Genomic DNA, 24,626 nt, shown 5'->3' with positions numbered 1-24,626 from the left:
CGGCCCGGCGCAGGGGACCCACCTCTTCCCATCCCGAACAGAGAAGTTAAGCCCTGCAGCGCCGATGGTACTGGGGTTACACCTGGGAGAGTAGGTCGCCGCCTTCATTGACCCTTAGAGAAATCTAAGGGTCTTTTTTTTGCCTAATCTTATGGGGTAATGCTTTATTGCCTGGTTTATTAATAGAACGGCGCTCTACATAGTATGGAATTTCTCAGTACATACTAAAGAAGGGAGTTTCACCTACCCACCTCACTTATAATAAATGAAGCATTTATAAGGCTAAAAATATTACATTAATTTAGTTTTTCTCCCTAGCCCAAACTTATTAGAATTCTTGATCTAGGACAATATCTATACCAGTCCTTAGGAGTTAAATAATTGAGGACATTTTTAAAATAGAATTGACATATTTTTTTTTTATAAAAAAGTCTTTGATTTTGTGAATTATGCTTATAATTTTTATGAAATTCTGTTAAAACTTCGTTTCCAAATGATTATACATGATTAAACCCCAGCTTTATTAATCACCTCTATTGTTTTCCTTAAGCCTGTATTGGCGACTTCTTGTAGGTCCTGTTTCCAATATTCCGGATTGTATAATTCCAGCGATATGCATCCTTTATAACCTGTTGAATTTAAGGTTTTCAATATTTCAGGTAAAGGCAAGATTCCATCACCAGGGTAAACCCTATGTTTGTCCCCCAAAACTGTTATTTCAGGACTAGCTGGCGCATCTGCAAATTGGAAAATTGCAATAAGATCTCCGTTTAAAAAATTGAGCCCTTCGAAACCACCTTCGCTGATGTGCATGTGAAACGTATCGGGTATAACCATTGCTTTAGGATGATTAGCATCTAAAGCCACGCCAACTGCTTGGCCCAAAGTTTTGAGCGGGAAAAATTTCACAAAAACCAAAGCCGGGTTGATACCATACTCATTTATTCCAATCTCTATTAATTCACGGTATCTTTTGGAAACATATTTTTGATCGTAATTTTCTCCTACAGTATTGGGGATTGTTTGGATGTGTTGGGATTGGATATCAGCAGCCATACGCATTCTGTTTCGGGTATCTTTTAGGGATTCCTTAAATGTTTCGAGCGTTGGAGGTAAGGCATTCCATAATCCGATAACACTTGGTACAAACAAGCCAAGGTCTTTAATTTCTTTTCCCAAGTCCTTTAAGTTGCCTCCTTCTTTTTCAAATTCAGCCAGTTCCCTATCCCAAGGTTCTATAGCATCATAGCCAGCCTGAGCAGCAATTTTAACTTTTTCCCTTAAAGAAGCAGGCCTAACTGTAGCGGTATCTAGACAAATTGGCCAAGGACTTTGGCCTTGTTGGTATCTTTTATCGATTTGGGAATTGTCTAAGGGGATTTTGGCAGCCAAAGATGGTGATGTTCCTGTTACAACACCAGCCAATGCACCAAGCCCAATAAATCTTCTACGCTTCATTTTTCTATTCATTACAAGATACTGATATCAATACCAAGGTTTCCAGATGGAAAATGTGATTACTGACTATTTTATTGTAAATACAATTACAAGCTTTAAAAGCCAAAAGATGGGGGCTTTTGAAGCTTACTTATCTTTTGGCTTTTTTTAACCGGCTATTTAGCAGGTGTTATTTCAAATTTTCTGAATTCAACGGCACCATGATCACCTTGAATCATTATCGGCCCTGCTTCGCCTTCATTGCTATCAATGGCCCCACCAGTGATACCTGGTATGATTTGGTCAGTAATGATGGCTTTTCCATTGGCAATTATAGTAACTCTCCTGCCTATCAATGTGATTTCATAAGTTTGCCATTCTCCGGCTGATTTTGCTACCATTTCATTGGGGGTTAAGAATCCATATACGCCACCGAAATAAATAGAGGAAGGTGGTGTGCCTGGATTGTCTTCAATCTGAACTTCATATCGTCCTCGAAGGTATATCCCACTGTTGCTACCTTTTGGGTAACGGAATTCTGCGCTTAATTTAAAGTCTTCAAATTTCTGATCTGAGATTAGATTGGATCCCGCAGAATTAGAGGTTAATATGCCATCAATGACTTCCCATTGGTTTTTAGCCCCATCTACATGCCAACCATCCAGGTTCTTTCCGTTAAATAATTCTATTGTTTTTCCCCATTTGGGTGCTTTCTCTCTTATCAATAGTGGCGCTTTTACACCAGTAAAAGAATGCTTTTCACCAGTGCTTTGAGTAATTGTACCGGAAAGTTTACCGCCTTTTAACTGCCCATTAAAAATCATGTCCTGATCAGCATTATCCCATTGTGGGGGAATCGCAAAACTTACCTTTCCTTTATCATAGTTTACTTTCGCTATAGGTCTGGCACTGCCGTTGTGAGCCACATAATACCCAACCAATGTTTTCATTCCAGAAAGTTTTACTTCTAACCATGAAGGTGCCTGTTTGCCATCCATGTCCACAGTTAGGTCCCAACGCCCCGTCAACTGCTTTTCATCCTGTGCGCAAGCCATGTTTCCTGTGCCTAGAAAACTGAAAATCAGTAAAGAGTACAATAGTAATTTAGATTTTATCATGTTATTTAATTTGAAGTTTATTCCGCTTAAAATTACTTGATTTTTGTCTCCTTTAAAACTGTTCACCAATTTATTCCTTAATTCCAGATTTCTACGTTTTCAAATATGGTTCTGTTTTTTTTGAATCAGGGATTATACTTACTTTAGTATTATATTAATTCTCTTAATTATGAAATACATATTTCCCTTTATTCTTTTGATCGTTTTGTTTTGTCAGTCAACAGTAATGGCGCAGAAAATTTCTGCTCAAAAAATTGGTGACAGGATAGATGTGATTATTGACGGTAAATTTTTTACCAGTTATCATTTTGCTGAAAATGAGAAATATCCTTTTTTCTTCCCTGTTAATGGACCTTCTGGCGCCTTGGTAACCAGTATGCGGAATGGGGTATACCCACATCATAGCTCTTTGTTTTTTGGTTGCGATAGAGTCAATGGTGGCAATTATTGGCAAGAAGGCCTAGATAGGGGACAAATTGTGTCTTTAAGGGCTGAAATTGAGCAGAATAATGACAGTCAATTGACAATTCTTAATGAGTGCATTTGGACCAGACCTGGAGCTAATGCCCCAATAAAGGATTTTCGAGTGATCACAATTTCTACTACAGCTGATGGTGCTTATCAAATTGATTTTGATGTAAAAATGGAAATGTTGGAGGATGTTTCTATTGAAAAAACCAATCACTCTTTGTTCAGCGCAAGAATGGACCAAGACCTTAATGTGCTCAATGGAGGAACCATGATTAACGCAGAGGGAGACCGTGGAGAGAAAGAAACCTTTGGTAAACCTTCTTCCTGGATTGATTTTTATGGCAATCGAGGCGAAGGGCAAGAAGGCCTGGCTGTTATGCAACATCCTTCAAATGACTGGTACCCTTCTCCTTGGTTTACCAGGGATTATGGGTTTATCTCTCCTACGCCAATGTATTGGCCTGAAAATGAAAAAGAAGGGACAAAATTAAAAAAAGGAGATTCAGTAAAGCTCAAATACAGGGTGATCGTACATCAGGGAGATCATTTGGAAGCCGATATTGCAGGGAAATTTAATGCTTACAGCAAAGATTGATTCCGGTTATATGAAGTATAAAATTTCAATACCACATAAACCTCCAAGCACAAACCCCAAAAACAATTCAATTGCTAAGTGTCTCCCAAGGTACCACCTAGACCAAGCAATTAAAGGAGTGACAGCCCAAATGACCATGGAGAATTCTCTATTGATTTCCCATAGTCCAAATCCTGTATAAACAGCGATGGCGACGTGTAAGGAAATTTTGGTTTTATAATTAATAAAGAAGGCAAGTAGAAGCAATTGAATCAATACTAGGCTTCCTATAATCACATTGGATGGCTGATTGCTAAACCATAAGGCGGTTAAAACGATTACTGCTAATAATAGGATAAAGCGGTACATTGAGGAACGTTGCGTCCTGATAGATACATCAAAGTTTGAATACAAGCCTTTACGGCTATGGTATAAGTTCCAGGCTATAAGAGGCAATATGCCTAATGAAACAATTATGATTAGGGTCCAGAACCCCTTTAAGGGAGTATGTATACTGAAAAGAAAGTAGACCAAAAAAGTCAGTAGCAAACAAATAGGATGGCCTATCCTCGAAATTAATCGCGCGATTTTTTGTATCAAAGCTTAGAGTGGATCAATTAATCTTTAGCAAACTTAATTCTAATTTAAGTGATTTGATTGATATGGCTTATAATTATGTGTTTTTGATAAATAAATAAGTTTTCCCTGATTGCTCTATAACTTTTAGGATTCTTTTGTAAAATTAAAATGTTAATAGTCTTCAGAATCACGAAAATACAACCACTTAAGCTATGGTTTATTATGCTATTGGAACAGGTATTGGATATTTCGTAGCGAAATCTTCCACCCTACCACGAAAAGCTTTAAATTAGCGGCTGCTTAAAACGAAAATGATTAACGCGGCCAGGGCCGATACGAATGGATGTAGCAGTAATTAAATACAATGCAGGAAATGTACAGTCTGTATTGTATGCCATGGAAAGGCTAGGAGTCAATGCGACCTTAACAGATGATTGGGAAACCATAAAAAAGGCAGACAAGGTGATTTTTCCTGGACAGGGAGAAGCAAGTACGGCAATGAGGTATTTGAAAGAAAGAAAGATTGATCAGTTGATTAAAGAATTGACTCAGCCTTTTTTTGGAATTTGCCTGGGCTTACAGTTGCTCTGTGAGCATTCTGAGGAATACGATACCCAATGTTTGGGTGTTTTCCCGATAAAGGTAAAGAAATTCCCCCCTTTGAATAAGGTGCCTCATATGGGGTGGAACAACCTTGAGAATCTGAAATCCCCACTTTTGGAGGGACTGGATGAGTCTTCCTACGTTTATTATGTGCATAGCTATTACGCCGAAATAGACACAAAATATACCATTGCAAGTTCTCATTATATCAATGATTTCTCCGCCATTCTGCATAAAGATAACTATTATGCGATGCAGGGACATCCAGAGAAAAGCAGTGTGACAGGTGAAAAAATTCTTAACAATTTTCTGAAATTATAATGGAAATCATTCCAGCAATAGATATTATAGGAGGTAATTGTGTTCGCCTTACTCAAGGAGATTACAGCCAAAAAAAGGAATACTCATCAGACCCTACTGAGGTAGCAAAAAGATTTGAAGGTGCAGGAATTAAAAGACTACATCTGGTGGATCTGGATGGAGCCAAAGAAAAGAAAATCATCAATACCAAAGTTTTGGAAAGGATTTGTCAAGGTACAGACCTTCATGTAGATTTTGGAGGAGGCGTGCAATCCGATGCCGACATAGCAATGGCTTTCAAGCTAGGTGCAAAACAGGTGACAGGAGGAAGCATAGCAGTGAAAAACCCTGACTTGTTTACAGGCTGGCTAAAATCTTTCGGTGGAGAGAAATTAATATTAGGTGCAGATGCCAAAGACAGGAAAATTGCTATTTCAGGCTGGGAGGAGACGACCGAAATGGACCTGATAGATTTCATCAAAGATTACCATTCCAAAGGTGTGCAGTACGTTATTTGTACGGATGTGGCCAAAGACGGATTGTTGCAGGGGCCATCCTTGGAGCTCTATAAGGAAATAATGAAAGAAATCCCCGGAGTTAAGTTAATAGCGAGTGGTGGGGTAGCTTCGGTAAAGGATTTGGAAGAACTAGAAGCAGCAGGGGTTTATGGAACCATTGTGGGGAAAGCCTTTTATGAAGGAAGAATAAGCCTAGAGGAGTTAAGTAGCTTTACACGAAATTAATATGTTGACGAAAAGAATAATACCTTGCCTGGACATCAAAGATGGGAGAACGGTAAAAGGAGTGAATTTTGTGGAGTTGAGGGATGCCGGTGACCCGGTTGAGTTGGCTAAAATTTATGCTGACGAAGGAGCTGATGAATTGGTGTTTTTGGATATCACTGCCACAGTGGAAAAGAGAAAGACTTTGGTGGAATTGGTAACCAAAGTTGCCAGGAAAGTGAATATTCCGTTTACTGTAGGTGGTGGAATATCCGACATTGACGATGTAAAAGCCTTGCTTAATGCTGGAGCAGATAAAATTAGTATAAATTCGGCTGCAGTAAGAAATCCTTCTGCTATCAATCAACTAGCCAGAGAGTTTGGAAGTCAATGTATAGTGGTTGCCATCGATACCAAGAATATTGATGGAGTAGATTTTGTCCACACCCACGGCGGAAGAAGGCCTACTTTGCTAAAAACACAGGAATGGGCAGCGGAAGTTGCCGAAAGAGGGGCGGGTGAAATCTTGCTTACCTCTATGGATCATGATGGAGTAAAAAATGGTTTTGCAAATGAGATTACCTCAGAATTGTCCTCTCTACTTCCTATTCCTGTAATAGCTTCAGGAGGAGCAGGCACAATGCAGCATTTTCAGGAAGTGTTTACTGCGGGAAAAGCCGACGCTGCTTTAGCTGCCAGTATCTTCCATTTCAAAGAAATACCTATTCCTGTATTAAAGGATTATCTCGACAAGCAGGGAGTCAACATAAGAAAGATGTCATAAATCTTCAATAGTTTGAGGATTACAATAAATATTTGAGCAATTATTTAGCATGGAAAATATAAATATAGATTTCGAAAAAGTAGATGGGCTGGTACCTGCGGTTATACAGGATGAGTTTACTAAAGAGGTGTTGATGTTGGGCTATATGAACCAAGAGGCCATCGATGTGACGATTAAGAGTGGAAAGGTTACCTTTTTTAGTAGAACAAAGGGTCGTTTATGGACAAAAGGGGAAACTTCAGGTAATTTTTTAATGCTTAAGAATATTGAAGTTGACTGTGATCAGGATACGCTTTTGGTAACAGTAAAGCCAATAGGCCCAGTTTGTCACACAGGCAATGATACTTGCTTCGCTCACAGTAATAAAGGGAAAACTCATTTTATTGATCAGTTGAGAAAGGTGATCAAAGAAAGGAAAGAAAACCCTTCAGATAAATCCTATACTACTTCACTGTTCAATGCGGGGATCAATAAAGTTGCCCAAAAGGTAGGAGAGGAAGCTGTGGAAATCGTAATCGAAGCCAAAGATGACAACAAAGAATTGTTCATGGGCGAGGCCGCGGATTTACTGTATCATTATTTGGTATTGCTGGAAGCAAAATCATATGAATTGGACGAAGTAATGGAAGTTTTGATCAAACGCCATCAAAAGTAAATTTTACTGAGATTGTCCTATTTATTTGTCTATGGCACCTTAAGGAAAGGGTTCAATCATCCTATGGCGGAACTACTGTCGCGGTCCGGTGAGTATTTCACAAGCGGGAAGTGCAATGGTTTGCTGTTTGATATGGGGCCTTATCCTGTTTTAACCCTAAATACGGCCGAAGGTCAATATGTGATCGGGGATGTGTTTTTGCTTCATAATGAACATGAAGTATTGACCATTTTAGATGAGTACGAAGGTGTTGGTGAAAACCTAGAGACAGGCATTACGTATGAAAGGTTGAAAGTAAGCATCGAATCTGAAGAAGGAGTGAAATTATCTGCTTGGATATACCTTCATTTAGGTTCTTTGGATCATATGACGCCTATTGAGGGAGGTGACTATTTGCAATACATTACCGAAAGTAGGTGAGACCAGTAATTTTGGCTGGAGACCTTGATTTGAAGATTTCTAAATATTTATATACCTTTGATTTGTTGAAAAAATCATTTTCCATATTGATAGCTACATTTTTTCTTTTTTCCAGCATTGGCTTGGCGAAAAGTAGCCATATCTGTATGGGCTCTGAAATGTTAAAAGGTTTTGGTTTGTCTGCCAAGCATTTAGAATGCGATATGGATACCCAAAAGCACAACCCTCTTTCAGAAAATGAACAAAAAGAAAGCAAGGATCAGTGCTGTCAAAATCAATTTGAATTGATCCAATTGGAAGTGGATCAAAACCTTAAAGTTGTTAATGTCAGTGCTCCGCAAATGATTTTTATTGCGGCATTCACACAGGCTTTTCTGCTTGATCAGGCATTGGTTTTGATGCCTGTTTCCATAAGCTCCTTTGACCCTCCCCCAATCAATCCCCAGGATTATACTGTTCTTTACCAAACTTTCTTGATTTAATCTTACCGGATAATTTGGTTAGCAATACTGACCTGTTTTCTGCTGCTTTTTAAAATCAGCGGCTCATTATCTGGTATTTCTCATTATAGGATTAAATCATGCTTAATTCAATCATCAAGTTTTTTCTTGAAAACAAACTTGTAACTGTTCTCCTTATTTTAGTAATAGTAATGTGGGGGATTGTTACTGCACCATTTGGGTGGCAAGTCGGCTCTTTACCTTCTGATCCTGTTCCGGTAGATGCGATTCCTGACATTGGTGAAAATCAACAAATTGTCTTTACCCAATGGCCAGGAAGATCACCTCAGGATATTGAAGACCAAATCTCTTATCCATTGACCACCTATTTATTGGGTATTCCCGGGGTGAAGTCAATTAGGAGTTCCTCAATATTTGGATTCTCCAGTATCTACATCATCTTTGACGAGGAAATTGAATTCTATTGGTCGCGCTCCCGAATTTTGGAAAAGCTTAATTCTCTGCCAGCTGATCTGCTTCCAGATGAAGTCCAGCCAGGCTTAGGGCCTGATGCAACTGCTCTTGGTCAGGTTTATTGGTATACCCTGGAAGGAAGAGATCAGGAAGGAAATCCAACCGGTGGTTGAGACCTGCACGAAATCAGAACGGCTCAGGATTTCTATGTGAAATATGGATTGAATGCAGTTGAAGGGGTTTCAGAAGTCGCTTCCATAGGTGGATTTGTTCAGGAGTATCAGGTAGATGTAAATCCTGACGCATTAAAAGCTTACAATATCCCATTGACAAAGGTGATGCAGGCAGTGAAACAATCCAACCGAGATGTAGGCGCTAAAACCATAGAGATAAATCAAGCAGAGTACCTGTACGTGGTTTGGGCTATATCAAGTCTATAGAAGACCTTGAGCTTGCTGTTGTAGCGGTAGAGGACAATGTGCCCATCCGTATCAAAGATATCGCAGTGGTTCAATTAGGTCCTGCAACCAGGCGAGGGCTTCTGGATAAGGGTGGCGCCGAAGTAGTAGGAGGAGTAGTGGTAGCCAGATATGGCTCAAATCCACTTCAGGTTATCAATCAGGTAAAGGAGAAAATTAAAGAAATCGCTCCAGGATTACCCAAGAAAACATTGGCAGATGGTAGGCTCAGTCAATTGACGATTGTTCCATTTTACGATAGGTCTACCCTGATTCAGGAAACCTTAGGAACTCTGGAAGAGGCCTTGTCCTTGGAGATACTTATCACTATTCTAGTCGTAATAGTGATGGTCTACAACCTTAGGGCATCCATTTTAATTTCAAGTTTACTTCCATTGGCCATTTTGATGGTGTTTATAGCCATGCGCTATTTTGGTGTAGATGCGAATATTGTAGCACTTTCCGGTATAGCCATTGCAATAGGTACGATGGTGGATTTGGGGATTATTCTTTCCGAAAACATCATCAAGCATATTGATGAAGCGCCTCCGGAGCAAAAACTAATCACCACAATTTACAATGGCTCCGCTGAAGTTTCCAGTGCCATTCTAACTGCCGTTTCCACCACGATTGTAAGTTTTGTCCCTGTATTTACCATGCAGGCGGCTGAGGGCAAGCTGTTTGGGCCATTGGCCTATACTAAAACTTTTGCATTGCTGGCAGCATTAATTGTTTCACTGTTGATCCTTCCCAGTATCGCACATACCTTTTTCGGATTTAGGATCAATAATCTCAAATATAGAAGAGCTGGAAATATCCTGCTTATCCTAGTAGCTATGCTGGCACTTTCTCAAGGCTATGTTTGGGCGGGAAGCCTTTTGATTTTGTTGGCAGGAATTGCACTATTGAGGGATTATTTCACAACAAGGAACTACAATATTCCTGAAAGTTTTAGGCCCCTTTATAACAACCTGGAAATTATTATTGTGATCGCAGGAGTAGTGTGGTTATTGGCTGGTTACTGGCTTCCATTAGGAGCGGCTAAATCGACCTTCCTTAACTTTGTCTTTGTGGCAATTCTAGTCAGTTTGATCCTTGGGGCATTTATTCTCTTGGAGTACAATTATAAGAAAGTACTAAATTGGTGTCTTGATCATAAAGCTGCATTTTTAACTGTCCCGGCTATCATTATTCTGTTTGGGATTATGGTTTGGCTTGGCTTTAACACAACCTTTGGGCTTGTTCCCAAGGCAGCTAAAGCAGTAGGGTGGGACCTTCAGAAAACGAAGGTTTGGTCAGGAATGGCGCATACTTTTCCCGGAATGCAAAAGGAATTTATGCCTTCTTTGAATGAGGGTAGCTTTTTATTAATGCCCACATCCATGCCGCATTCAGGCATAGCCTTTAATCGAAAAGTTCTTGGACAGCTGGATATGCGGATTTCTAATATTCCCGAGGTTGAACTTAGTGTTGGGAAGCTTGGACGGGTTGAATCCGCCTTGGATCCTGCTCCAATCTCCATGTATGAGAATGTAATCAATTACAAGTCAGAGTACCTGTTGAATGAGAAAGGGCACAAGCAGCGGTTTAAAGTAGATAGAGACAATCATTTTATTCTAACTTCTGGCGATACCGTTTCCAATGAGGAGGCACTTACAAAGGAAATAGGTGTTTCTTTACTCATTGCTGATGAAAAGGGTCGATACTATAGGAATTGGCGGGAACATATTCATTCTCCAGATGATATCTGGAATGAAATAGTGGAGGTAACCAAAATACCGGGTGTCACTTCGGCTCCAAAACTACAACCAATAGAAACACGGTTGGTCATGTTGCAGACAGGTATGCGGGCACCGATGGGAATGAAAGTATATGGGCCAGACCTACAAACAATTGAGGATTTTGGATTAAAAGTAGAAAATATTCTCAAGCAGGTGCCATCGGTGAAAACCGAAGCTGTATTTGCTGACAGGATTGTAGGAAAGCCCTACCTGCATCTCAATATTAATAGAGCGCAAATTGCTCGGTATGGTTTGAGTATTGAAGATGTTCAGGGTACAATTGAAACGGCCATTGGTGGTATGAAAGTGACAACCACTGTGGAAGGACGTGAGCGATTTCCTGTTCGGGTTCGCTATCCGCGAGAGCTTCGTGATGATCCTGAAGCTTTGGGCAAAATATTGATCCCTACACCGACAGGGCCCCAGATCCCTTTGAGCCAGGTTGTAGATTTTGAATACCTAAAAGGGCCTCAGGCAATTAAAAGCGAAGAAACATTTTTGGTTGGTTATGTACTGTTCGATAAAAGAGAGGGTTTTTCGGAAGTTACGGTAGTAGAGGATGCCAGAAATTTGATTCAAAGTAAAATCGAATCCGGTGAATTGGAAGTGCCGGCTGGAGTGAGCTTTAAGTTTTCCGGAAGTTATGAAAATCAAGTTCGAGCTGAAAAGCGCCTGAGTGTAATCGTGCCATTGGTACTTCTGATTATTTTACTGATTCTTTATTTCCAGTTCCGTTCAGTTACCACCTCGTTGATGGTTTTTACTGGAATTGCTATGGCTTTCAGCGGTGGTTTTATTACCCTATGGTTGTATGGACAAAGCTGGTTTGGGGACTTTGGCCTTTTTGGGATGAATTTTAAAGACCTTTTTCAAATCCACACGATTAATCTGAGCGTGGCTGTATGGGTCGGGTTTATTGCCTTGTTTGGCATCGCAACGGATGATGGGGTGCTTATGGCGACTTATTTAGATCAGAGTTTTGCAAAGAACAAAACAGATAGCCTCAGAGGAATTAGGAATGCCGTTATAGAAGCAGGGCAGCGGCGAATTAAACCGGCCATCATGACTTCAGCCACCACCATTATTGCTTTGCTTCCAATTCTTACTTCCTCAGGAAGGGGATCAGACATTATGATACCGATGGCCATTCCAGCTTTCGGAGGGATGATTGTAGCAGCGATCACTTATTTTATCGTACCCGTTTTGTATTCGATTCGGGAAGAAAGAAGATTTAAAAACAATTCAATATGAAATTCACCGTCCTATCTATCACGCTTATCTTGATGTTGAGTTTTTCCGGGCAAGGCCAGACTTTGGAGGATTATTTTGTGATGGCTGCTGGAAACAACCCTGGATTGAAAGGGAAATACAAAGCGTTTGAAGCGGCTTTGCAAAAAATCCCACAGGCGAAATCACTTTCAGACCCCAATTTGTCTTTTGGTTATTTCATTTCCCCAGTACAAACCAAGCTTGGTCCTCAGCGCATGCGTTTTTCATTGACGCAGATGTTTCCATGGTTCGGAACTTTGCGCATCCAAGGGGATGTGGCGACAATACTTGCAGAGGTGAAATACAAGGAATTTCTGGATGCTCGGAATAGCCTTTATAATCAGGTTTCAGCAGTCTATTATCCGCTTTTGGAGACGTATGAGTTGATTGAAATTGAAAAAGAAAACCTTCAGATTCTGAAAACTTATAAATCAATTGCTACTTCTACCTTCGAAAATGGCAAAGGATCACTAACGGATGCACTTAGGGTAGACATCATGAATACTAGTGCCGAAACAAATTTGGAGGTGCTAAACCAGAAAATTAAGTCTGCTAATGCAAGACTTAACTCCTTGCTAGGAAGAGATTATGATTCACCAATTGAAATTACGGAAAGGTTGACCGTTCCAGATTCTCCCTATCAGGCTTCTATTGATTCCATTCAGCACAATCCATTATTGGAAAGTCTGGATTTGAAAATTCAAGCCGGTGAGTTAAAACAAAAATTGGCAATCAAACAGGGCTTGCCAAACCTTGGAGCAGGAGTAGATTATGTGATGGTGGACAAGCTTAATGACATGGCCTTGGTCGATAATGGTAAAAATGTCCTCATGCCGACGGTTACCATGAGCATTCCGATTTTTAGAAAAAAATACAATGCGGCCAAAAAAGAAGCATTGTTATTAACCGAAGCCTACCAAGCAAAAAAGCAGGATGTATCCAATAACCTTTATGGCTCTTTTTATCGGTTTAAGGTAGAAATGGATATTCAGCTTGACCTAATTTCTTCCTTTGACAAGCAAATCCAAACCAGCAAGCAAACACTTGAACTGCTATACAGTTCCTATGCGAATTCGGGAGAAGACTTTGAGGAAGTTTTACGCCTTCAGCAGCAATTGCTGGAGTACCGAAAAATGAAAATAAAAGCCTCTGTAGCCTACTACGCTGCTGAAGCGCAACTTAATTATTTAACAGCTAAATCTTACTGATATGAAAAGCAACAATTATCTAAAGTTCTCCGCAATGATGGCTGTTTCATTTGTCATCATGTATGCCGTAATGTTTTTAAATGCAGATCTCTTTGACCATGTCATGCTAAGTACTACCAGAACCTACATGACAATATTGATGGTAGCACCCATGGCAGTGTCCATGTTACTCTTTATGTGGGGAATGTATGAAAACAAGAAGGTCAATTTTATGATTCTCGGTGCGGCTGTCATTTTATTTATAGCTACCCTTACCATGCTCAGAAATCAAACTTTGATTGCTGATGTACAGTGGATGAAAGCGATGATCCCTCATCATTCTTCGGCTATCATGGTAAGCCAAAAAGCACATCTGAAAGATCCGGAAGCACAGCAATTGGCAAAGGATATCATTGAAGCACAAAAGAAAGAAATTGCTCAAATGAAGGCAATGATCAAGCGACTAGAGGAGTCAGAGTAAAGAACTATAGGGGATTTAATTAAAAAGGAAAAGTCTAATCCATGTAGGAACAAAGACATGCCTAAAGAAATATGAAAAATTCAATTAACAATAAGTACTTACTGATCGTCATTACACTATTTGTGGGCGTGCTGTTAGGTTGGTTGATTAAGCCGTCCGCAAATCTTCCTGAACAACCACCAGTACATGAGCATGTGGAATCCACTGCTTGGGTTTCTTCGGTTTACACCTGTTCCATGCATCCCCAAATTCGCCAAGGTGAACCTGGGGACTGTCCTATTTGTGGAATGGATCTCATTCCATTGGAGAATGATTCTCAAGAAACTGATCCTTTGTCTATTACCATGTCCCCTACAGCCATCCAACTTGCAGACGTGAAAACGATGGTAGTTGGTAAGGGGAAAGCGGAAAAAACGCTTAGGCTAGACGGGAAAATCCAAGTTGATGAGCGCTTATTGTTTACACAAGCAAGCCATATTCCAGGTAGAATTGAAAAATTGATGGTGAATTTTACTGGTGAGTACATAGCTAAAGGACAGACTATTGCTTTGGTGTATTCTCCAGAGTTGGTGACCAGCCAGGAAGAACTTCTTCAGGCAAATAAAATAAAAGAAGAACAACCAGCGCTTTTTAATGCGGCTGTGGCCAAGCTTAAGAACTGGAAAGTGTCAGAAGCACAGGTTCAGCAGATATTGACTACTGGGGAAGTAATTAAGAATTTCCCTATCAAAGCAAATGTTTCTGGTTATGTTTCTCAAAAATTTGCCAATCTGGGAGACCATCTTGCTATGGGGCAAGCCCTATATGAGGTTTCAAATTTGTCTAAGGTTTGGGTATTATTTGATGTTTATGAATCTGAGATTCCTTGGATTAAAACTGGAGATGAGGTAAACTATCGGGTACAATCTATTCCCGGAGAAATCTTTACAGGGAAAATTGATTACCTAGACCCCATAATCGATCCGGTCACCAGAGTAGCTTCTGCAAGGATAAGCATTGCTAATCCTGATCTAAAATATAAGCCTGAAATGTTTGTTTCTGGAGTAATTACAAGCTCGATTACTGGGGCCGAAGAGGCTATAGTTGTTCCAAAGACTGCAGTCATGTGGACAGGCACCCGGTCTGTCGTGTATGTGAAAAAGATAAGTTCCCAAGGACTGAGCTTTCAACTTCGTGAAGTAACACTTGGGGCAGCCTTGGGAACTGAATACCTTATAGAAGCAGGTCTTCACCCGGGGGAGGAAATTGTAGTTAATGGCGCTTTCAGTATTGATGCTGCTGCCCAATTGGCAGGAAAGCCAAGTATGATGAACCCTGAAGGAGGGGTAGCAATGTCTGGGCACAATCACGGTGGCATGGAAATGACGAAGGTAAGTCAAATAGAAGGTTCAATAGGGAATTCCCTTACCCAGGCAGCTAAAGATGGTTTGATACCTATTTTTGATCATTATTTTAAATTAAAAAATGCCCTGACTATCGATGATTTAAAGCGGTCAAAATCACAAGCAGAGGAAATGCTTAATTATATTTCAAATATTGACATGGGATCCTTTGAAGGGAATGCCCATATGGAATGGATGAAGTACCAGAAAAGCTTATCGGTTTCCCTTGAAAAGATAGGTTCCGATAAGTCTTTGGAAGAAGTCCGCAAAACATTTCTTTCAATTTCCGATGAATTGATAGGCATGGCGGAAAAATTTCATCCTTTTCCTAAACCTCTTTTTGTGCAACATTGTCCCATGGCTGATACCAATCGGGGAGCGGATTGGTTGAGCATGGAAGAAAAAGTGGTGAATCCTTATTTTGGAAAATCAATGCTGACCTGTGGGGAAGTCACAAGAACAATTAAATAACCGTGAAGAATAGTAAGATTGAGGCGAAGCTTATTGTTAATTTGTTTTGGTAATTGCTTGATAATTATTAAATTAAATCATAAGTAAAATGTAGATCGATTATTTATTCTGTACTTCTATAAAATACCCAAATCATGAAGGTTCTGAAAATAATACTTGCCATCGTTTTAATATTGGTTTCCATCCCTTTTATAGTAGGGATGTTTATTGATGAGGATTATACCGTAGTTAAGGAGGTAACCATTGAAAAACCTATAGAAGAGGTTTTTGAATATGTGAAACTACTCAAAAACCAAGAATACTTTTCAAGTTGGGCCTTAAAGGATCCAACCATGCAAAAAAGTTTTAATGGTGTAGATGGTGAAGTGGGATTTGTCTCAGCCTGGGACAGTAAAGATCCGAATGTAGGGGTGGGAGAACAAGAAATACTGGCAATTGAACAAGGTAAAAGAATCGATTATGCCTTAAGGTTTAAGGAACCTTTTGAAGCATCTGATAAGGCTTATATTGAATTTGATGAAGTAAATGGGGATAAAACCAAAGTTACCTGGGGATTTGAAGGGCATATGGATTATCCAATGAATTCTATGTTGTTGATGATGGATATGGAGGAAATGGTAGGTAAAGATTTTTCCGAAGGCTTGCAAAAGTTAAAGTCAATTCTGGAAAACAATTAATTTTGACTGATATGGCTTGTCTCAGGATTTGACACTTATTAATCCGAGAGGTGAATTTAGTTTAGGGCTAGAAGTTAAAAATAGTATTAATAATGCTTGACACTTACGTATAGTAAGCGAGTATCAACTGTTGAAAAAGTTAAATCAAATGGGAATACTTTATAATAATCAAAGTATTCCCATTTGAATGATTAATTGTTTTTATTTTTAAGTCCTTCCTCAGACAAATATACCACAGAATTAAATTGGTTTAATTCAAGGCAAAAATCTATGTCTTTATCTAAGTCGTGATTTTGTAGGCGTTTTGCATGAGAAGCCTTTTGAAGAAAACCTTGCAAATCCACACCAACTTGTTGATAGAGTGCTTCCATTCCTAATGTAGCATCGCAATCATGGTCCCAGCCTAATAGAAGGGACAGTGCTCCAGCATACAAAGAATCTTCCAAATTAAATTTACCTTTCCATCCTGCGCATAAAACCAGCACATCATTGGTAGAAGTTTGTAAATAATCTACAGTAGCTTGAAGGTTCAGAAATGATCCTATAAGTACTTCTGAGGCTTGTTCTCGAGCTAAAGAAATAGCTCTTGTGCCATTTGTAGTAGTCATGGCCACATTTTGACCAGCAAAGGCTTGGTCTAAATAAGCCAATGGACTATTTCCTAAATCAAAGCCATCTGCCTGCTTGCCATTGCGCTCTCCTGCAATGAGCCAACCACTTTTTTTATAAGATTTACATTGATCTAGATCCTTTACGGGGACGATGGAATTCACGCCATTAGAAAGCGCTGTTACCATGGTAGAACTAGCTCTGAAAATATCAACAACGATGACGGTTTTGTTTGCTAACTCGTGGAGGTCCAACAAGTCAGGACTGATACAGGTTTCTATGGTTTTCATTTTTTAAGCAGGGGTAGTTTCTCTATTTTGGCAGAAATTCTTTTTTTCCTTACCTCAATCCCGATCTCGGTTCCAGGTTTGGCGTATTCAATGTCTACATAACCTAAACCAATACCAATACCCATGCTTGGTGATTGACTTCCGGAAGTGACTTTTCCTATAACTTCACCTTCTGCATTTACAATGGAATAATCTGCTCTTGGAATTCCTCTTTCTATAAGTTTAAAACCTACTAGTTTTCTTTTGATACCTGCTTCTTTCTGCTTTTTCAGCGCCTCATGATTAATGAAGTCTTTGGTGAATTTGGTAATCCAGCCTAATCCCGCCTCTAATGGGGAGGTGGTATCTGAAAGTTCATGGCCATAAAGGCAATATCCCATTTCTAAGCGTAGGGTGTCCCTGGCTCCCAATCCTATTGGTTTTATATCCAGTTGGCTACCTGCATCGAAAATGGCATTCCATATTTTCTTTGCATCGGCATTTTTCACATACAATTCAAAGCCTGGTTCACCTGTATAGCCAGTAGCAGAAATGATTACATCTTCTACACCTGCAAAAGAGCCTACTTCAAAATGATAAAATGGAATATCTTTTAATGAAGTTGAAGTTAGTGATTGTATGGCTTTTATTGTATTCGGCCCTTGAATGGCAAATAAGGAAATTTCATCTGATATGTTTTCCAGTTTTGCATTTACAGTGTTATGTTGCTGTATCCATGCCCAGTCTTTATCGATATTGGATGCGTTCACTACAAGCATGTAGCGCTCTTCTTCCATTTTATAAACCAAAAAATCATCAACAACTCCGCCCTCAAGATTGGGAAAGCAAGTGTATTGTGCTTGTCCTATTTTAAGCTTTGCGGCATCATTTGAGGAGACTTTTTGTATTAAGTCAAGTGCATTGGGTCCCTCTACTATAAATTCACCCATATGGGAAACATCAAAAACACCCACGTTTTCTCGAACTGTTTTGTGTTCCTCCATATCGGAGCTGTACCTTACAGGCATGTCATACCCTGCAAATGGGATCATTTTTGCACCTAATGAATGATGTATTTCATCTAGAGTTACCTTTTTTATTTTCTCCATTAATCTTTGACTTTATATTAAAAGCCTAAAGGTAAGAAATGTGATTAATTATAAAGAAAAGGTTTGGGAAAAAGACCGTTCGCAACTAATACATTTGTTAACTATTCGATATATAATTCCTATTCCAGATAGCCTGGGTTTTGAATCAGTTTCGAATTGGCCAACAACTCCCTTTGAGGAATAGGAAAGATTAATTTTGGATCATCGAATGAATACTTGAAATTGGAGTCGTTATTGTCCACCACAATGCCTCTGGTGCGTTTGATGTCATGTAGATTATGGCCTTCATGTGCCAATTCCAACTTCCTCTCTTTTAATATATCTTCAAGGGCCACACTTGTCTTTTCAGGTAATAAAACCCTCCTTCTTATTCTGTTAATGTCTTCCAATACGGTAGCTCCTATACTGGTGCCTTCTCTGAAGTTGGCTTCAGCTCGAGTAAGGAACAGCTCTGCCAATCTAATGATTTTGACATTGGCATTTTGATCCCTCCATTTATTTGTTCGAATGGCCCCGGCCCTTTCTTCAAATTGACCTAACCTGTCATCTCCATCTTCATACAATGCTAAATGATTTCCGGTAATACCAACATCACCATCTCTTCCACCAAATTCTGGAGTGGAGTAGAAAAGATGCATGGCATTTACTGGATCTTGGGCACTCACCTGAATAGTAAATATATCTTCTTGACTATCTGATTCATTATTGAAAGCATTCATGTATTGGTCCATGAGTTTTTTGCCATAGGCTAGCGCCAAATTTATGCTTCTATTGGCGGCATCTCGAGCAGAGGTATAATCTTCAATTTGTAAGTATACTCTGGAAAGCATAGCAGAAGCAATGTATTGAGACGCGAAGATATTGTTTGACTCAGGTAGTAATTGTTCCGCTTCCGTTAGGTCCTTAATGATTTGTTGGTAAACGTTTTCAACAGAATGTCTTTCGACAACTCCGTTATTTTGACCACCTCTGGAAGGTGAAAGGATCAAAGGAACGGCCAGGTTCGTAGAAGGATTTTCGGAAACATAGGGCAATCCATATAATTTAACCAATTCAAAATACACGACTCCTCTTATAAATAATGCTTCTCCTTTAACTCTATCCTGATCCTCGGTTTTTACCTTATCTATAGCCTCAATAATATTGTTGGCTAAATTAATAGTGCTATATGCGGTAGTCCATGTGTCTGTAACAAATGTATTGTTTGTTAAAATGCTTTTGTTGAGCATTTCTCTTGGTTGTACGAATGTGCCTTCCCATCTTAGCTCATTGTTTGCAGCGAGCATTTCGCTGTAGAGCAGAACTCTTCCTCCCCAGAGGTCTGATTTCCTAATATTAGCGTAGGCACCTATGAGCACTCTTTTGATATTCGCATCACTGTCAAGTGCAGTAAGCTCATCGATTTCTTGTGATGGTTTTAAATCCAATTGATCGTCACAAGAAACAATAAAGAAGATAAAAAATAATAGGATCGGTGTGTGTAATACTTTTGATGACATATATAAAATATTTAAAACCCTAAATCCAAGCCTATAGAAAATGTTCTAGCCTGTGGGGCTGAATAAAGATCAACTCCCTGGAATAAATTAGCATTGGCAAAATTATTGGATAATGCCTCAGTTCCTACTTCGGGGTCCCAACCATTGTACTTAGTGAATGTCAATAAGTTTTGGGCGATAATATAAATTTTAGCATTCTGGATTTTCAACTTATCGTTCCACTTTTCAGGAAAGTTGTAGGCCAGAGATAATGTTTTTAGTCGTAGGTAGCTACCATCAGAAATGTACCTGCTTGAAGCACTGCAACCATTACAAATACCTAACCTGGCTTGAGGAATGTCGGTTTGATCCCCTGGCTTTTGCCACCTTTCCATTTGTTCTGCTGTGTTATTGTCAAACCAATTCCCATTGTTGGCGTAATAACCACCTGCTGCTTCGTAAATTTTATTTCCATAAACGCCTTGAAAGAGGAATTCCAAATCAAGGTTTTTATAAGAGAGGTCATTCGTAATCCCCGCTATAAAATCAGGGTTGGGGCTTCCCAAAAACAGTCGAGCGGCAGTGTTATAATCGTTGGTCATTTCTGTTTGCGCTTCATCTTTATAATAAAGTGCGTCCCCATTTTCAGGATCTACTCCCGCGTATTTTGGGCCAAAGAATACAGCCATGGGCTGTCCGACATAGATGCCATTCAGGTAGCTTGAATAAGGTGGAGGTATTTCAGTTTGGTCTTTGGAGAGTGCCCGTACCCTATTAATGTTTCTGGAAAAATTGAAAGAAGATTTCCAAATAAAGTGGCTATTGCTGTAATTGATAGTGTTTAAAAGTACCTCTATCCCATAATTCTGCATCTTACCCAAGTTTTGTCTTTGAGTTACAAAACCTGTTGTGGCAGGCACAGGCACCAACAATAAAAGATCGCGGGTCATTTTATTGTAGAAATCTATTTCTCCTGAAAAACGGTCTTCAAATAGCCCAAATTCTAAGCCTATATCGAATTGTCTTGTGGTTTCCCAAGTTAGATTTGGGTTGGCTATCTGAGTAGGAGACAAACCTGCATTGAGTCCGTAAGATAATGGCTCATACAATCCCATGTGGTCAAAATCACCAATTAGGGCATTCCCTGTAAGCCCATAAGAAGTACGGAGTTTAAAATAACTTAGGTAAGCATTGTCTTTCAGGAAGTTCTCTTCGCTGATGAGCCATCCTAAAGATCCTGCTGGGAAAAAACCATATTTATTGCTTTCTCCAAACCTGGAAGAACCATCGTATCTGGCACTAACAGCAAGTAAGTATTTATCATCCAATTTATAATTTAACCTTGTAAAGTAGGATAGAAAGGAAGAGTTGCTGAGGGAGGATGTGCCATCTGTGATTTCTGCGGCAGACTTTAATGTGGTGAGTCCGTCCAGTGGAAACTCTTTACCCTCTACACTTGTAAACCTGTTTTCTGTTTTTTGGAAAGACATTCCCAGCGTAGCCTCCAGTTTATGAGGTCCCTGAAGATTAGGTTTGTAGGTGAAGAAATTATTTGTGTTATAGGTGGCAATTTTTAACCAACGTGATGATCCATAACCATTTGAACTTTGACCGGTGGCGGTTTTTGATCCGAAATAAGAATCATCGTTTTGTGTAAGGTTGTCCAGCCCAAACTCTGACCTAAAAGTAAGGTTTTCAATAAGTTTCAACTCCCCGAAAATGCCATTGATGTTTCTTAAGCCTGTTGTAGTCCAATTGGAATTTTCTGAGTCTATTAAATTATTGTAATAGGTGGTAGTGGGGCGGTCATATAATTCCCCGTCCAGATTTCTTAACGGAGAAATGGGAGCCAAAGCAACCAATTGCATAGGATTGTTAAATTGATTGTCACTAGGCAAGGTATTGGTTGTGGTCCTTGATAAACTAAAATTGGCGCCAATCTTGAATCTATTTGAAACCTGATGGTCAAAATTTAGTCTACCGGAAATTCGTTCAAAATTGTTTCTGATCAGTATGCCATCTTGTTTGTCATAAGCAGTAGATAAATAAAAGCTAGTTTTATTGTCTCCCCCTGAAGCAGAGAAATTTACCTTAGTGACACCGGCATCTCCTCTGAAAGCTTGATCTTGCCAATTGGTATTGATGCCTCCATCTCTCCAGTTGGTATGACCTGCGTATTGATCCAATCTGTTTTCTACAAATTGAAGGTCTGAATCAGGATAATCCAAAGTATTGTTTATTGGGTCTTTGTTAGCGGCCAAATCATTGTTATAACCAGCTTCGCGCATTAATTCAACAAATTGGCTGGCGTTTAGAAAGTCCTTCTTTCGAGTAGGACTACTATAGCCTCTCTGCAGGCCTATTTTAAATTTTGTTTTGCCTATTTCTCCTTTTTTTGTTGTGATCACTACTACACCGTTGGATCCTCTTGCTCCATAAATGGATGCCGCCGCCGCATCTTTCAGAACATTGATTGACTCAATGTCACTGATATTTATCATGGCCAAAGGGTTGCTATTACCAAGACTTCCGGAGGTAGTAACAGGAATCCCATCTATAATATAAAATGGGTCATTGCCAGCTGAAATGGATGTAGTGCCTCTTATTCGAACCTTAACCCCTTCTCCAAGCTTCCCAGTAGATGAAGTTACATGTACTCCTGTGAGTCTGCCTTGCAGGGTTTCCTGAAAATTAGGAACTGGGATATTTTCAATTTCATGCCCTTCAATTTTGGCTATATTTCCTGTCAGATCTGCCTTATTTGCACTTCCATAGCCAACCACCACGATTTCGTCAAGCGTTTGCAAATTAGGAATAAGACTTACGTTCAACGTTTTGCTGCTGTTTACAAGGAATTCCTGTTGAATAAATCCTAAATAAGAAAAAACAATGGTTGATTCTTTGTCTATGTTAATTTGATATTGACCTGAAGTATCCGTAATGGTAGACTTGCCACTTTCCGCAATCCCAATACTTACTCCAGGGATTGCTTTGCCATCCTCATTAGAAATAACTTTTCCAGAAATAGTAATACCTTGCGATAAACCAATTAAAGGGACAGCAAATAATAAAGCCAACACAATAGAGATATTGCTTTTCATAGATAATCTGGTGGGTAATGTAAGCGTAATACGGTGATACGAAATATTGTTAATCTAAATGTTCTTTTAGATTATTTGGGGATAAGTATTAGTAGTAAACTAATACTAATGTAGTAAAAAAAATAACCTTTGGCATAATCTTGTATGATTAAAATTGATTTACAGGTATTTTTTTATTCGAAAAGTATTGGTTTAATCTATTAAATATGCGTGGGTTAATGAGGTTTTGAGTTGTTAGGAGGCTAATTATATTGATATAATAGGTGCGACTATAATAAATCATTGATTTAGTGCTGTCTTCAGTGAAATAACCATGATACGGGATCGGTATTATGATTTTTTTAATTAGTTTCCAGCGGTAAGCTGATTCAAGCTTTTTAAATAGGATGTTGGTAGTAATTTTAGAACGACAAATCATCGCAATGAAAAATAACCGATAGTATTTTGTTTAGACATAAAATGAAAAATAAAAAAATTAGACATTTAGGAGTTTCAAACCTTTACATTATAGGTGCAGGACTTTTAATAGTTGTTCTAATTGGTTTCTTCATGAATGGGTATCACGATTACAGAAAAGTAAATGCAGGATATTCATATGACGATTTAAAAAACAGAAATACAGTAATTTCTGAACAAGAAATTTATGACTTTATGAATTACACGTTATTTGGTGCAGACAGTGTATTTGATGACAGACGAGAATTTTTGAAATTAAACTGTTTTTCATTCAAGCACAGTTCCGATTTAAAAAAATTCATAAACTCACAACCAGACTCTATTCTAAAAAGCCAAGACAAAAATAATATGAAGTCCCAACTTGAAAATCAAACATTTTTGTGGGACCAAGACAAATTAATAAATGTTTGGTGCTTGACACCTAAAGACCTTTATAAAGCACAAGCAAATGACACGACTGACTATTGGGATAATTTTCGAGTACATTTTGGCAACTACGGTAGACATAATTACTCCAAACCAATTTTCAATAAAGAAAAGAACAAAGTAGTGATTGAGCATAGTGGACAAGGAGATTGGCTTTGGGGTAGTGGAGAAATTTTACTTTTTAGAAAGGAAAAGGGCAAATGGATACTAATCACAGAACAGAATTTATGGATAAGTTGAATAGAAAAACTGCTACCAACACAGTTTTTGCGTTAGGCGGAGTGAGGTGCAAACTTGAAGCTTTGTTCTTCTATTCAAGTTCAGTGCAGGTCTACAGTTTTTTGCTCCGAAACCCACACGAACGCTAAGTCCGAAAACGACTGCTTCAATTTCTTGTTAAAAGTTGAATAGTTCCTCTCTCATTTCGTTGAAGTTTTTCAAAACCAAAAAGTACAATAGATCCTTAGTATTATGAGTGATACTGCTTAAACCCGAAATATACAATAGACAATCTATTACGTGCTGAAATCGATTTAGTATCAGCCACTTCGTAGCTGTTTTCAATTTCACCATAGCGGTGCTATGCTAAAATATCCAAACAGCCTGATTTTCTTGCGATTGCAACACTTCCCGTAAACACGGCACAGGCATCACGCCTGACGTTGTCAGGGCGGAGAAATCCTCTTACATAATGCGGGCAATGTCGTTTAGTTAATGTTTATAAGTTATAAAATTACTGGGTCTGGCAGTCTACGTTTTTATTCTAGGAACTGACGTGTTGGGCCGTATTATTTCAAGTTGAAGCAAGAGTTTGAAAGGATAATCAGATATTTTTCGAATGATTTTGTGCATTGCTTGTTTGAGTTGATCAATTCTAGATTTGATTTTACGATAC

19 protein-coding genes, 1 rRNA gene and 1 pseudogene are annotated in these 24,626 nt (G+C 39.0%); 14 read left to right on the top strand and 7 right to left on the bottom strand.

Going from position 1 to position 24,626, the window contains the following annotated elements; all coding sequences use genetic code 11:
- Nucleotides 1-107, top strand: a 5S ribosomal RNA gene (rrf, locus tag AC13EX_RS05155); the annotation flags it as partial.
- 400 nt (nucleotides 108-507) lie between these two features.
- On the opposite strand, the gene AC13EX_RS05150 is transcribed toward rrf, so the two are convergent.
- Together AC13EX_RS05150 and AC13EX_RS05145 are read right to left on the bottom strand one after the other, a co-directional pair.
- A complete protein-coding gene (locus tag AC13EX_RS05150) occupies nucleotides 508-1,458 on the bottom strand; it encodes a sugar phosphate isomerase/epimerase family protein (RefSeq protein ID WP_482891825.1) in 951 nt (316 codons plus the stop codon).
- 155 nt (nucleotides 1,459-1,613) lie between these two features.
- Nucleotides 1,614-2,555: a 3-keto-disaccharide hydrolase gene (locus tag AC13EX_RS05145; protein ID WP_482891824.1), complete on the bottom strand. Its 942-nt coding sequence runs from the start codon at nucleotides 2,553-2,555 to the stop codon at nucleotides 1,614-1,616.
- A gap of 169 nt (nucleotides 2,556-2,724) precedes the next feature.
- Between AC13EX_RS05145 and AC13EX_RS05140 the strand changes: the two genes are divergently transcribed.
- The gene (locus AC13EX_RS05140; protein ID WP_482891823.1) at nucleotides 2,725-3,621 is read left to right on the top strand and encodes a DUF6807 domain-containing protein; all 897 of its coding nucleotides are present in this window, start codon (nucleotides 2,725-2,727) and stop codon (nucleotides 3,619-3,621) included.
- A 6-nt stretch (nucleotides 3,622-3,627) separates the two neighbouring features.
- Here the strand turns inward: AC13EX_RS05140 and AC13EX_RS05135 are convergent, their stop codons facing one another.
- A complete protein-coding gene (locus AC13EX_RS05135) occupies nucleotides 3,628-4,014 on the bottom strand; it encodes a hypothetical protein (protein WP_482891822.1) in 387 nt (128 codons plus the stop codon).
- 504 nt (nucleotides 4,015-4,518) lie between these two features.
- Between AC13EX_RS05135 and hisH the strand changes: the two genes are divergently transcribed.
- The 11 genes and pseudogenes from hisH (at nucleotide 4,519) to AC13EX_RS05080 (ending at nucleotide 16,283) form a co-directional block, all read left to right on the top strand.
- Complete coding sequence (gene hisH / locus AC13EX_RS05130) at nucleotides 4,519-5,103, top strand: imidazole glycerol phosphate synthase subunit HisH (protein WP_482891821.1); 585 nt, start codon at nucleotides 4,519-4,521, stop codon at nucleotides 5,101-5,103.
- Nucleotides 5,103-5,825: a 1-(5-phosphoribosyl)-5-[(5-phosphoribosylamino)methylideneamino]imidazole-4-carboxamide isomerase gene (gene hisA, locus AC13EX_RS05125; protein ID WP_048642370.1), complete on the top strand. Its 723-nt coding sequence runs from the start codon at nucleotides 5,103-5,105 to the stop codon at nucleotides 5,823-5,825. Before hisH ends, hisA begins: the two co-directional genes overlap by 1 nt.
- A gap of 1 nt (nucleotide 5,826) precedes the next feature.
- Nucleotides 5,827-6,588 (top strand): imidazole glycerol phosphate synthase subunit HisF, encoded by a 762-nt coding sequence (gene hisF / locus AC13EX_RS05120; protein ID WP_482891819.1) that lies wholly within the window; start codon nucleotides 5,827-5,829, stop codon nucleotides 6,586-6,588.
- A 49-nt stretch (nucleotides 6,589-6,637) separates the two neighbouring features.
- Nucleotides 6,638-7,243 (top strand): bifunctional phosphoribosyl-AMP cyclohydrolase/phosphoribosyl-ATP diphosphatase HisIE, encoded by a 606-nt coding sequence (hisIE, locus tag AC13EX_RS05115; protein ID WP_482891818.1) that lies wholly within the window; start codon nucleotides 6,638-6,640, stop codon nucleotides 7,241-7,243.
- A gap of 12 nt (nucleotides 7,244-7,255) precedes the next feature.
- On the top strand, nucleotides 7,256-7,663 hold the full coding sequence (locus AC13EX_RS05110; protein ID WP_084011768.1) for a gamma-glutamylcyclotransferase family protein: 408 nt from the start codon (nucleotides 7,256-7,258) through the stop codon (nucleotides 7,661-7,663).
- Nucleotides 7,660-8,145, top strand: a complete 486-nt coding sequence (locus tag AC13EX_RS05105; protein ID WP_482891817.1) for an HYC_CC_PP family protein — start codon at nucleotides 7,660-7,662, stop codon at nucleotides 8,143-8,145. The genes AC13EX_RS05110 and AC13EX_RS05105 overlap by 4 nt, the downstream gene beginning before the upstream one ends.
- Nucleotides 8,146-8,243: 98 nt before the next feature.
- Nucleotides 8,244-12,067, top strand: a pseudogene (locus tag AC13EX_RS05100) (efflux RND transporter permease subunit).
- On the top strand, nucleotides 12,064-13,293 hold the full coding sequence (locus tag AC13EX_RS05095; protein ID WP_482891816.1) for a TolC family protein: 1,230 nt from the start codon (nucleotides 12,064-12,066) through the stop codon (nucleotides 13,291-13,293). Before AC13EX_RS05100 ends, AC13EX_RS05095 begins: the two are co-directional and overlap by 4 nt.
- Nucleotide 13,294: 1 nt before the next feature.
- The gene (locus AC13EX_RS05090) at nucleotides 13,295-13,753 is read left to right on the top strand and encodes a DUF305 domain-containing protein (protein WP_482891815.1); all 459 of its coding nucleotides are present in this window, start codon (nucleotides 13,295-13,297) and stop codon (nucleotides 13,751-13,753) included.
- A 71-nt stretch (nucleotides 13,754-13,824) separates the two neighbouring features.
- Nucleotides 13,825-15,606, top strand: coding sequence for an efflux RND transporter periplasmic adaptor subunit (locus AC13EX_RS05085; RefSeq protein ID WP_482891814.1), 1,782 nt, complete (start codon nucleotides 13,825-13,827; stop codon nucleotides 15,604-15,606).
- A 134-nt stretch (nucleotides 15,607-15,740) separates the two neighbouring features.
- Entirely contained in the window at nucleotides 15,741-16,283 is a 543-nt protein-coding gene (locus AC13EX_RS05080; RefSeq protein ID WP_482891813.1) for an SRPBCC family protein, read from the top strand.
- A gap of 191 nt (nucleotides 16,284-16,474) precedes the next feature.
- Here the strand turns inward: AC13EX_RS05080 and AC13EX_RS05075 are convergent, their stop codons facing one another.
- From AC13EX_RS05075 to AC13EX_RS05060, 4 genes are all read right to left on the bottom strand, one after another.
- A complete protein-coding gene (locus AC13EX_RS05075) occupies nucleotides 16,475-17,182 on the bottom strand; it encodes a 2-phosphosulfolactate phosphatase (protein WP_482891812.1) in 708 nt (235 codons plus the stop codon).
- Nucleotides 17,179-18,270, bottom strand: coding sequence for a glycine cleavage system aminomethyltransferase GcvT (gcvT, locus tag AC13EX_RS05070; protein ID WP_482891811.1), 1,092 nt, complete (start codon nucleotides 18,268-18,270; stop codon nucleotides 17,179-17,181). Before gcvT ends, AC13EX_RS05075 begins: the two co-directional genes overlap by 4 nt.
- Nucleotides 18,271-18,389: 119 nt before the next feature.
- A complete protein-coding gene (locus tag AC13EX_RS05065; protein WP_482891810.1) occupies nucleotides 18,390-19,769 on the bottom strand; it encodes a RagB/SusD family nutrient uptake outer membrane protein in 1,380 nt (459 codons plus the stop codon).
- Between the two features lie 11 nt (nucleotides 19,770-19,780).
- Nucleotides 19,781-22,849: a SusC/RagA family TonB-linked outer membrane protein gene (locus tag AC13EX_RS05060; protein ID WP_482891809.1), complete on the bottom strand. Its 3,069-nt coding sequence runs from the start codon at nucleotides 22,847-22,849 to the stop codon at nucleotides 19,781-19,783.
- 459 nt (nucleotides 22,850-23,308) lie between these two features.
- Here AC13EX_RS05060 and AC13EX_RS05055 point away from each other — a divergent pair, with 459 nt between their 5' ends.
- Nucleotides 23,309-23,971, top strand: coding sequence for a hypothetical protein (locus tag AC13EX_RS05055; protein ID WP_482891808.1), 663 nt, complete (start codon nucleotides 23,309-23,311; stop codon nucleotides 23,969-23,971).
- Nucleotides 23,972-24,626 lie beyond the last annotated feature (655 nt).

It is taken from the genome of Cyclobacterium sp. L-R (assembly GCF_056859355.1).
This window is presented reverse-complemented; position numbering and strand designations above follow the sequence as displayed.

Coding starts and splice junctions, on each gene's coding strand:
- hisF (WP_482891819.1), top strand. CDS start 5,827: ATGTTGACGAAAAGAATAATACCTTGCCTGGACATCAAAGATGGGAGA.
- AC13EX_RS05085 (WP_482891814.1), top strand. CDS start 13,825: ATGAAAAATTCAATTAACAATAAGTACTTACTGATCGTCATTACACTA.
- AC13EX_RS05080 (WP_482891813.1), top strand. CDS start 15,741: ATGAAGGTTCTGAAAATAATACTTGCCATCGTTTTAATATTGGTTTCC.
- hisIE (WP_482891818.1), top strand. CDS start 6,638: ATGGAAAATATAAATATAGATTTCGAAAAAGTAGATGGGCTGGTACCT.
- AC13EX_RS05065 (WP_482891810.1), bottom strand. CDS start 19,769: ATGTCATCAAAAGTATTACACACACCGATCCTATTATTTTTTATCTTC.
- AC13EX_RS05060 (WP_482891809.1), bottom strand. CDS start 22,849: ATGAAAAGCAATATCTCTATTGTGTTGGCTTTATTATTTGCTGTCCCT.
- AC13EX_RS05055 (WP_482891808.1), top strand. CDS start 23,309: ATGAAAAATAAAAAAATTAGACATTTAGGAGTTTCAAACCTTTACATT.
- AC13EX_RS05090 (WP_482891815.1), top strand. CDS start 13,295: ATGAAAAGCAACAATTATCTAAAGTTCTCCGCAATGATGGCTGTTTCA.
- hisH (WP_482891821.1), top strand. CDS start 4,519: ATGGATGTAGCAGTAATTAAATACAATGCAGGAAATGTACAGTCTGTA.
- AC13EX_RS05145 (WP_482891824.1), bottom strand. CDS start 2,555: ATGATAAAATCTAAATTACTATTGTACTCTTTACTGATTTTCAGTTTT.
- gcvT (WP_482891811.1), bottom strand. CDS start 18,270: ATGGAGAAAATAAAAAAGGTAACTCTAGATGAAATACATCATTCATTA.
- AC13EX_RS05095 (WP_482891816.1), top strand. CDS start 12,064: ATGAAATTCACCGTCCTATCTATCACGCTTATCTTGATGTTGAGTTTT.
- AC13EX_RS05150 (WP_482891825.1), bottom strand. CDS start 1,458: ATGAAGCGTAGAAGATTTATTGGGCTTGGTGCATTGGCTGGTGTTGTA.
- AC13EX_RS05140 (WP_482891823.1), top strand. CDS start 2,725: ATGAAATACATATTTCCCTTTATTCTTTTGATCGTTTTGTTTTGTCAG.
- hisA (WP_048642370.1), top strand. CDS start 5,103: ATGGAAATCATTCCAGCAATAGATATTATAGGAGGTAATTGTGTTCGC.
- AC13EX_RS05075 (WP_482891812.1), bottom strand. CDS start 17,182: ATGAAAACCATAGAAACCTGTATCAGTCCTGACTTGTTGGACCTCCAC.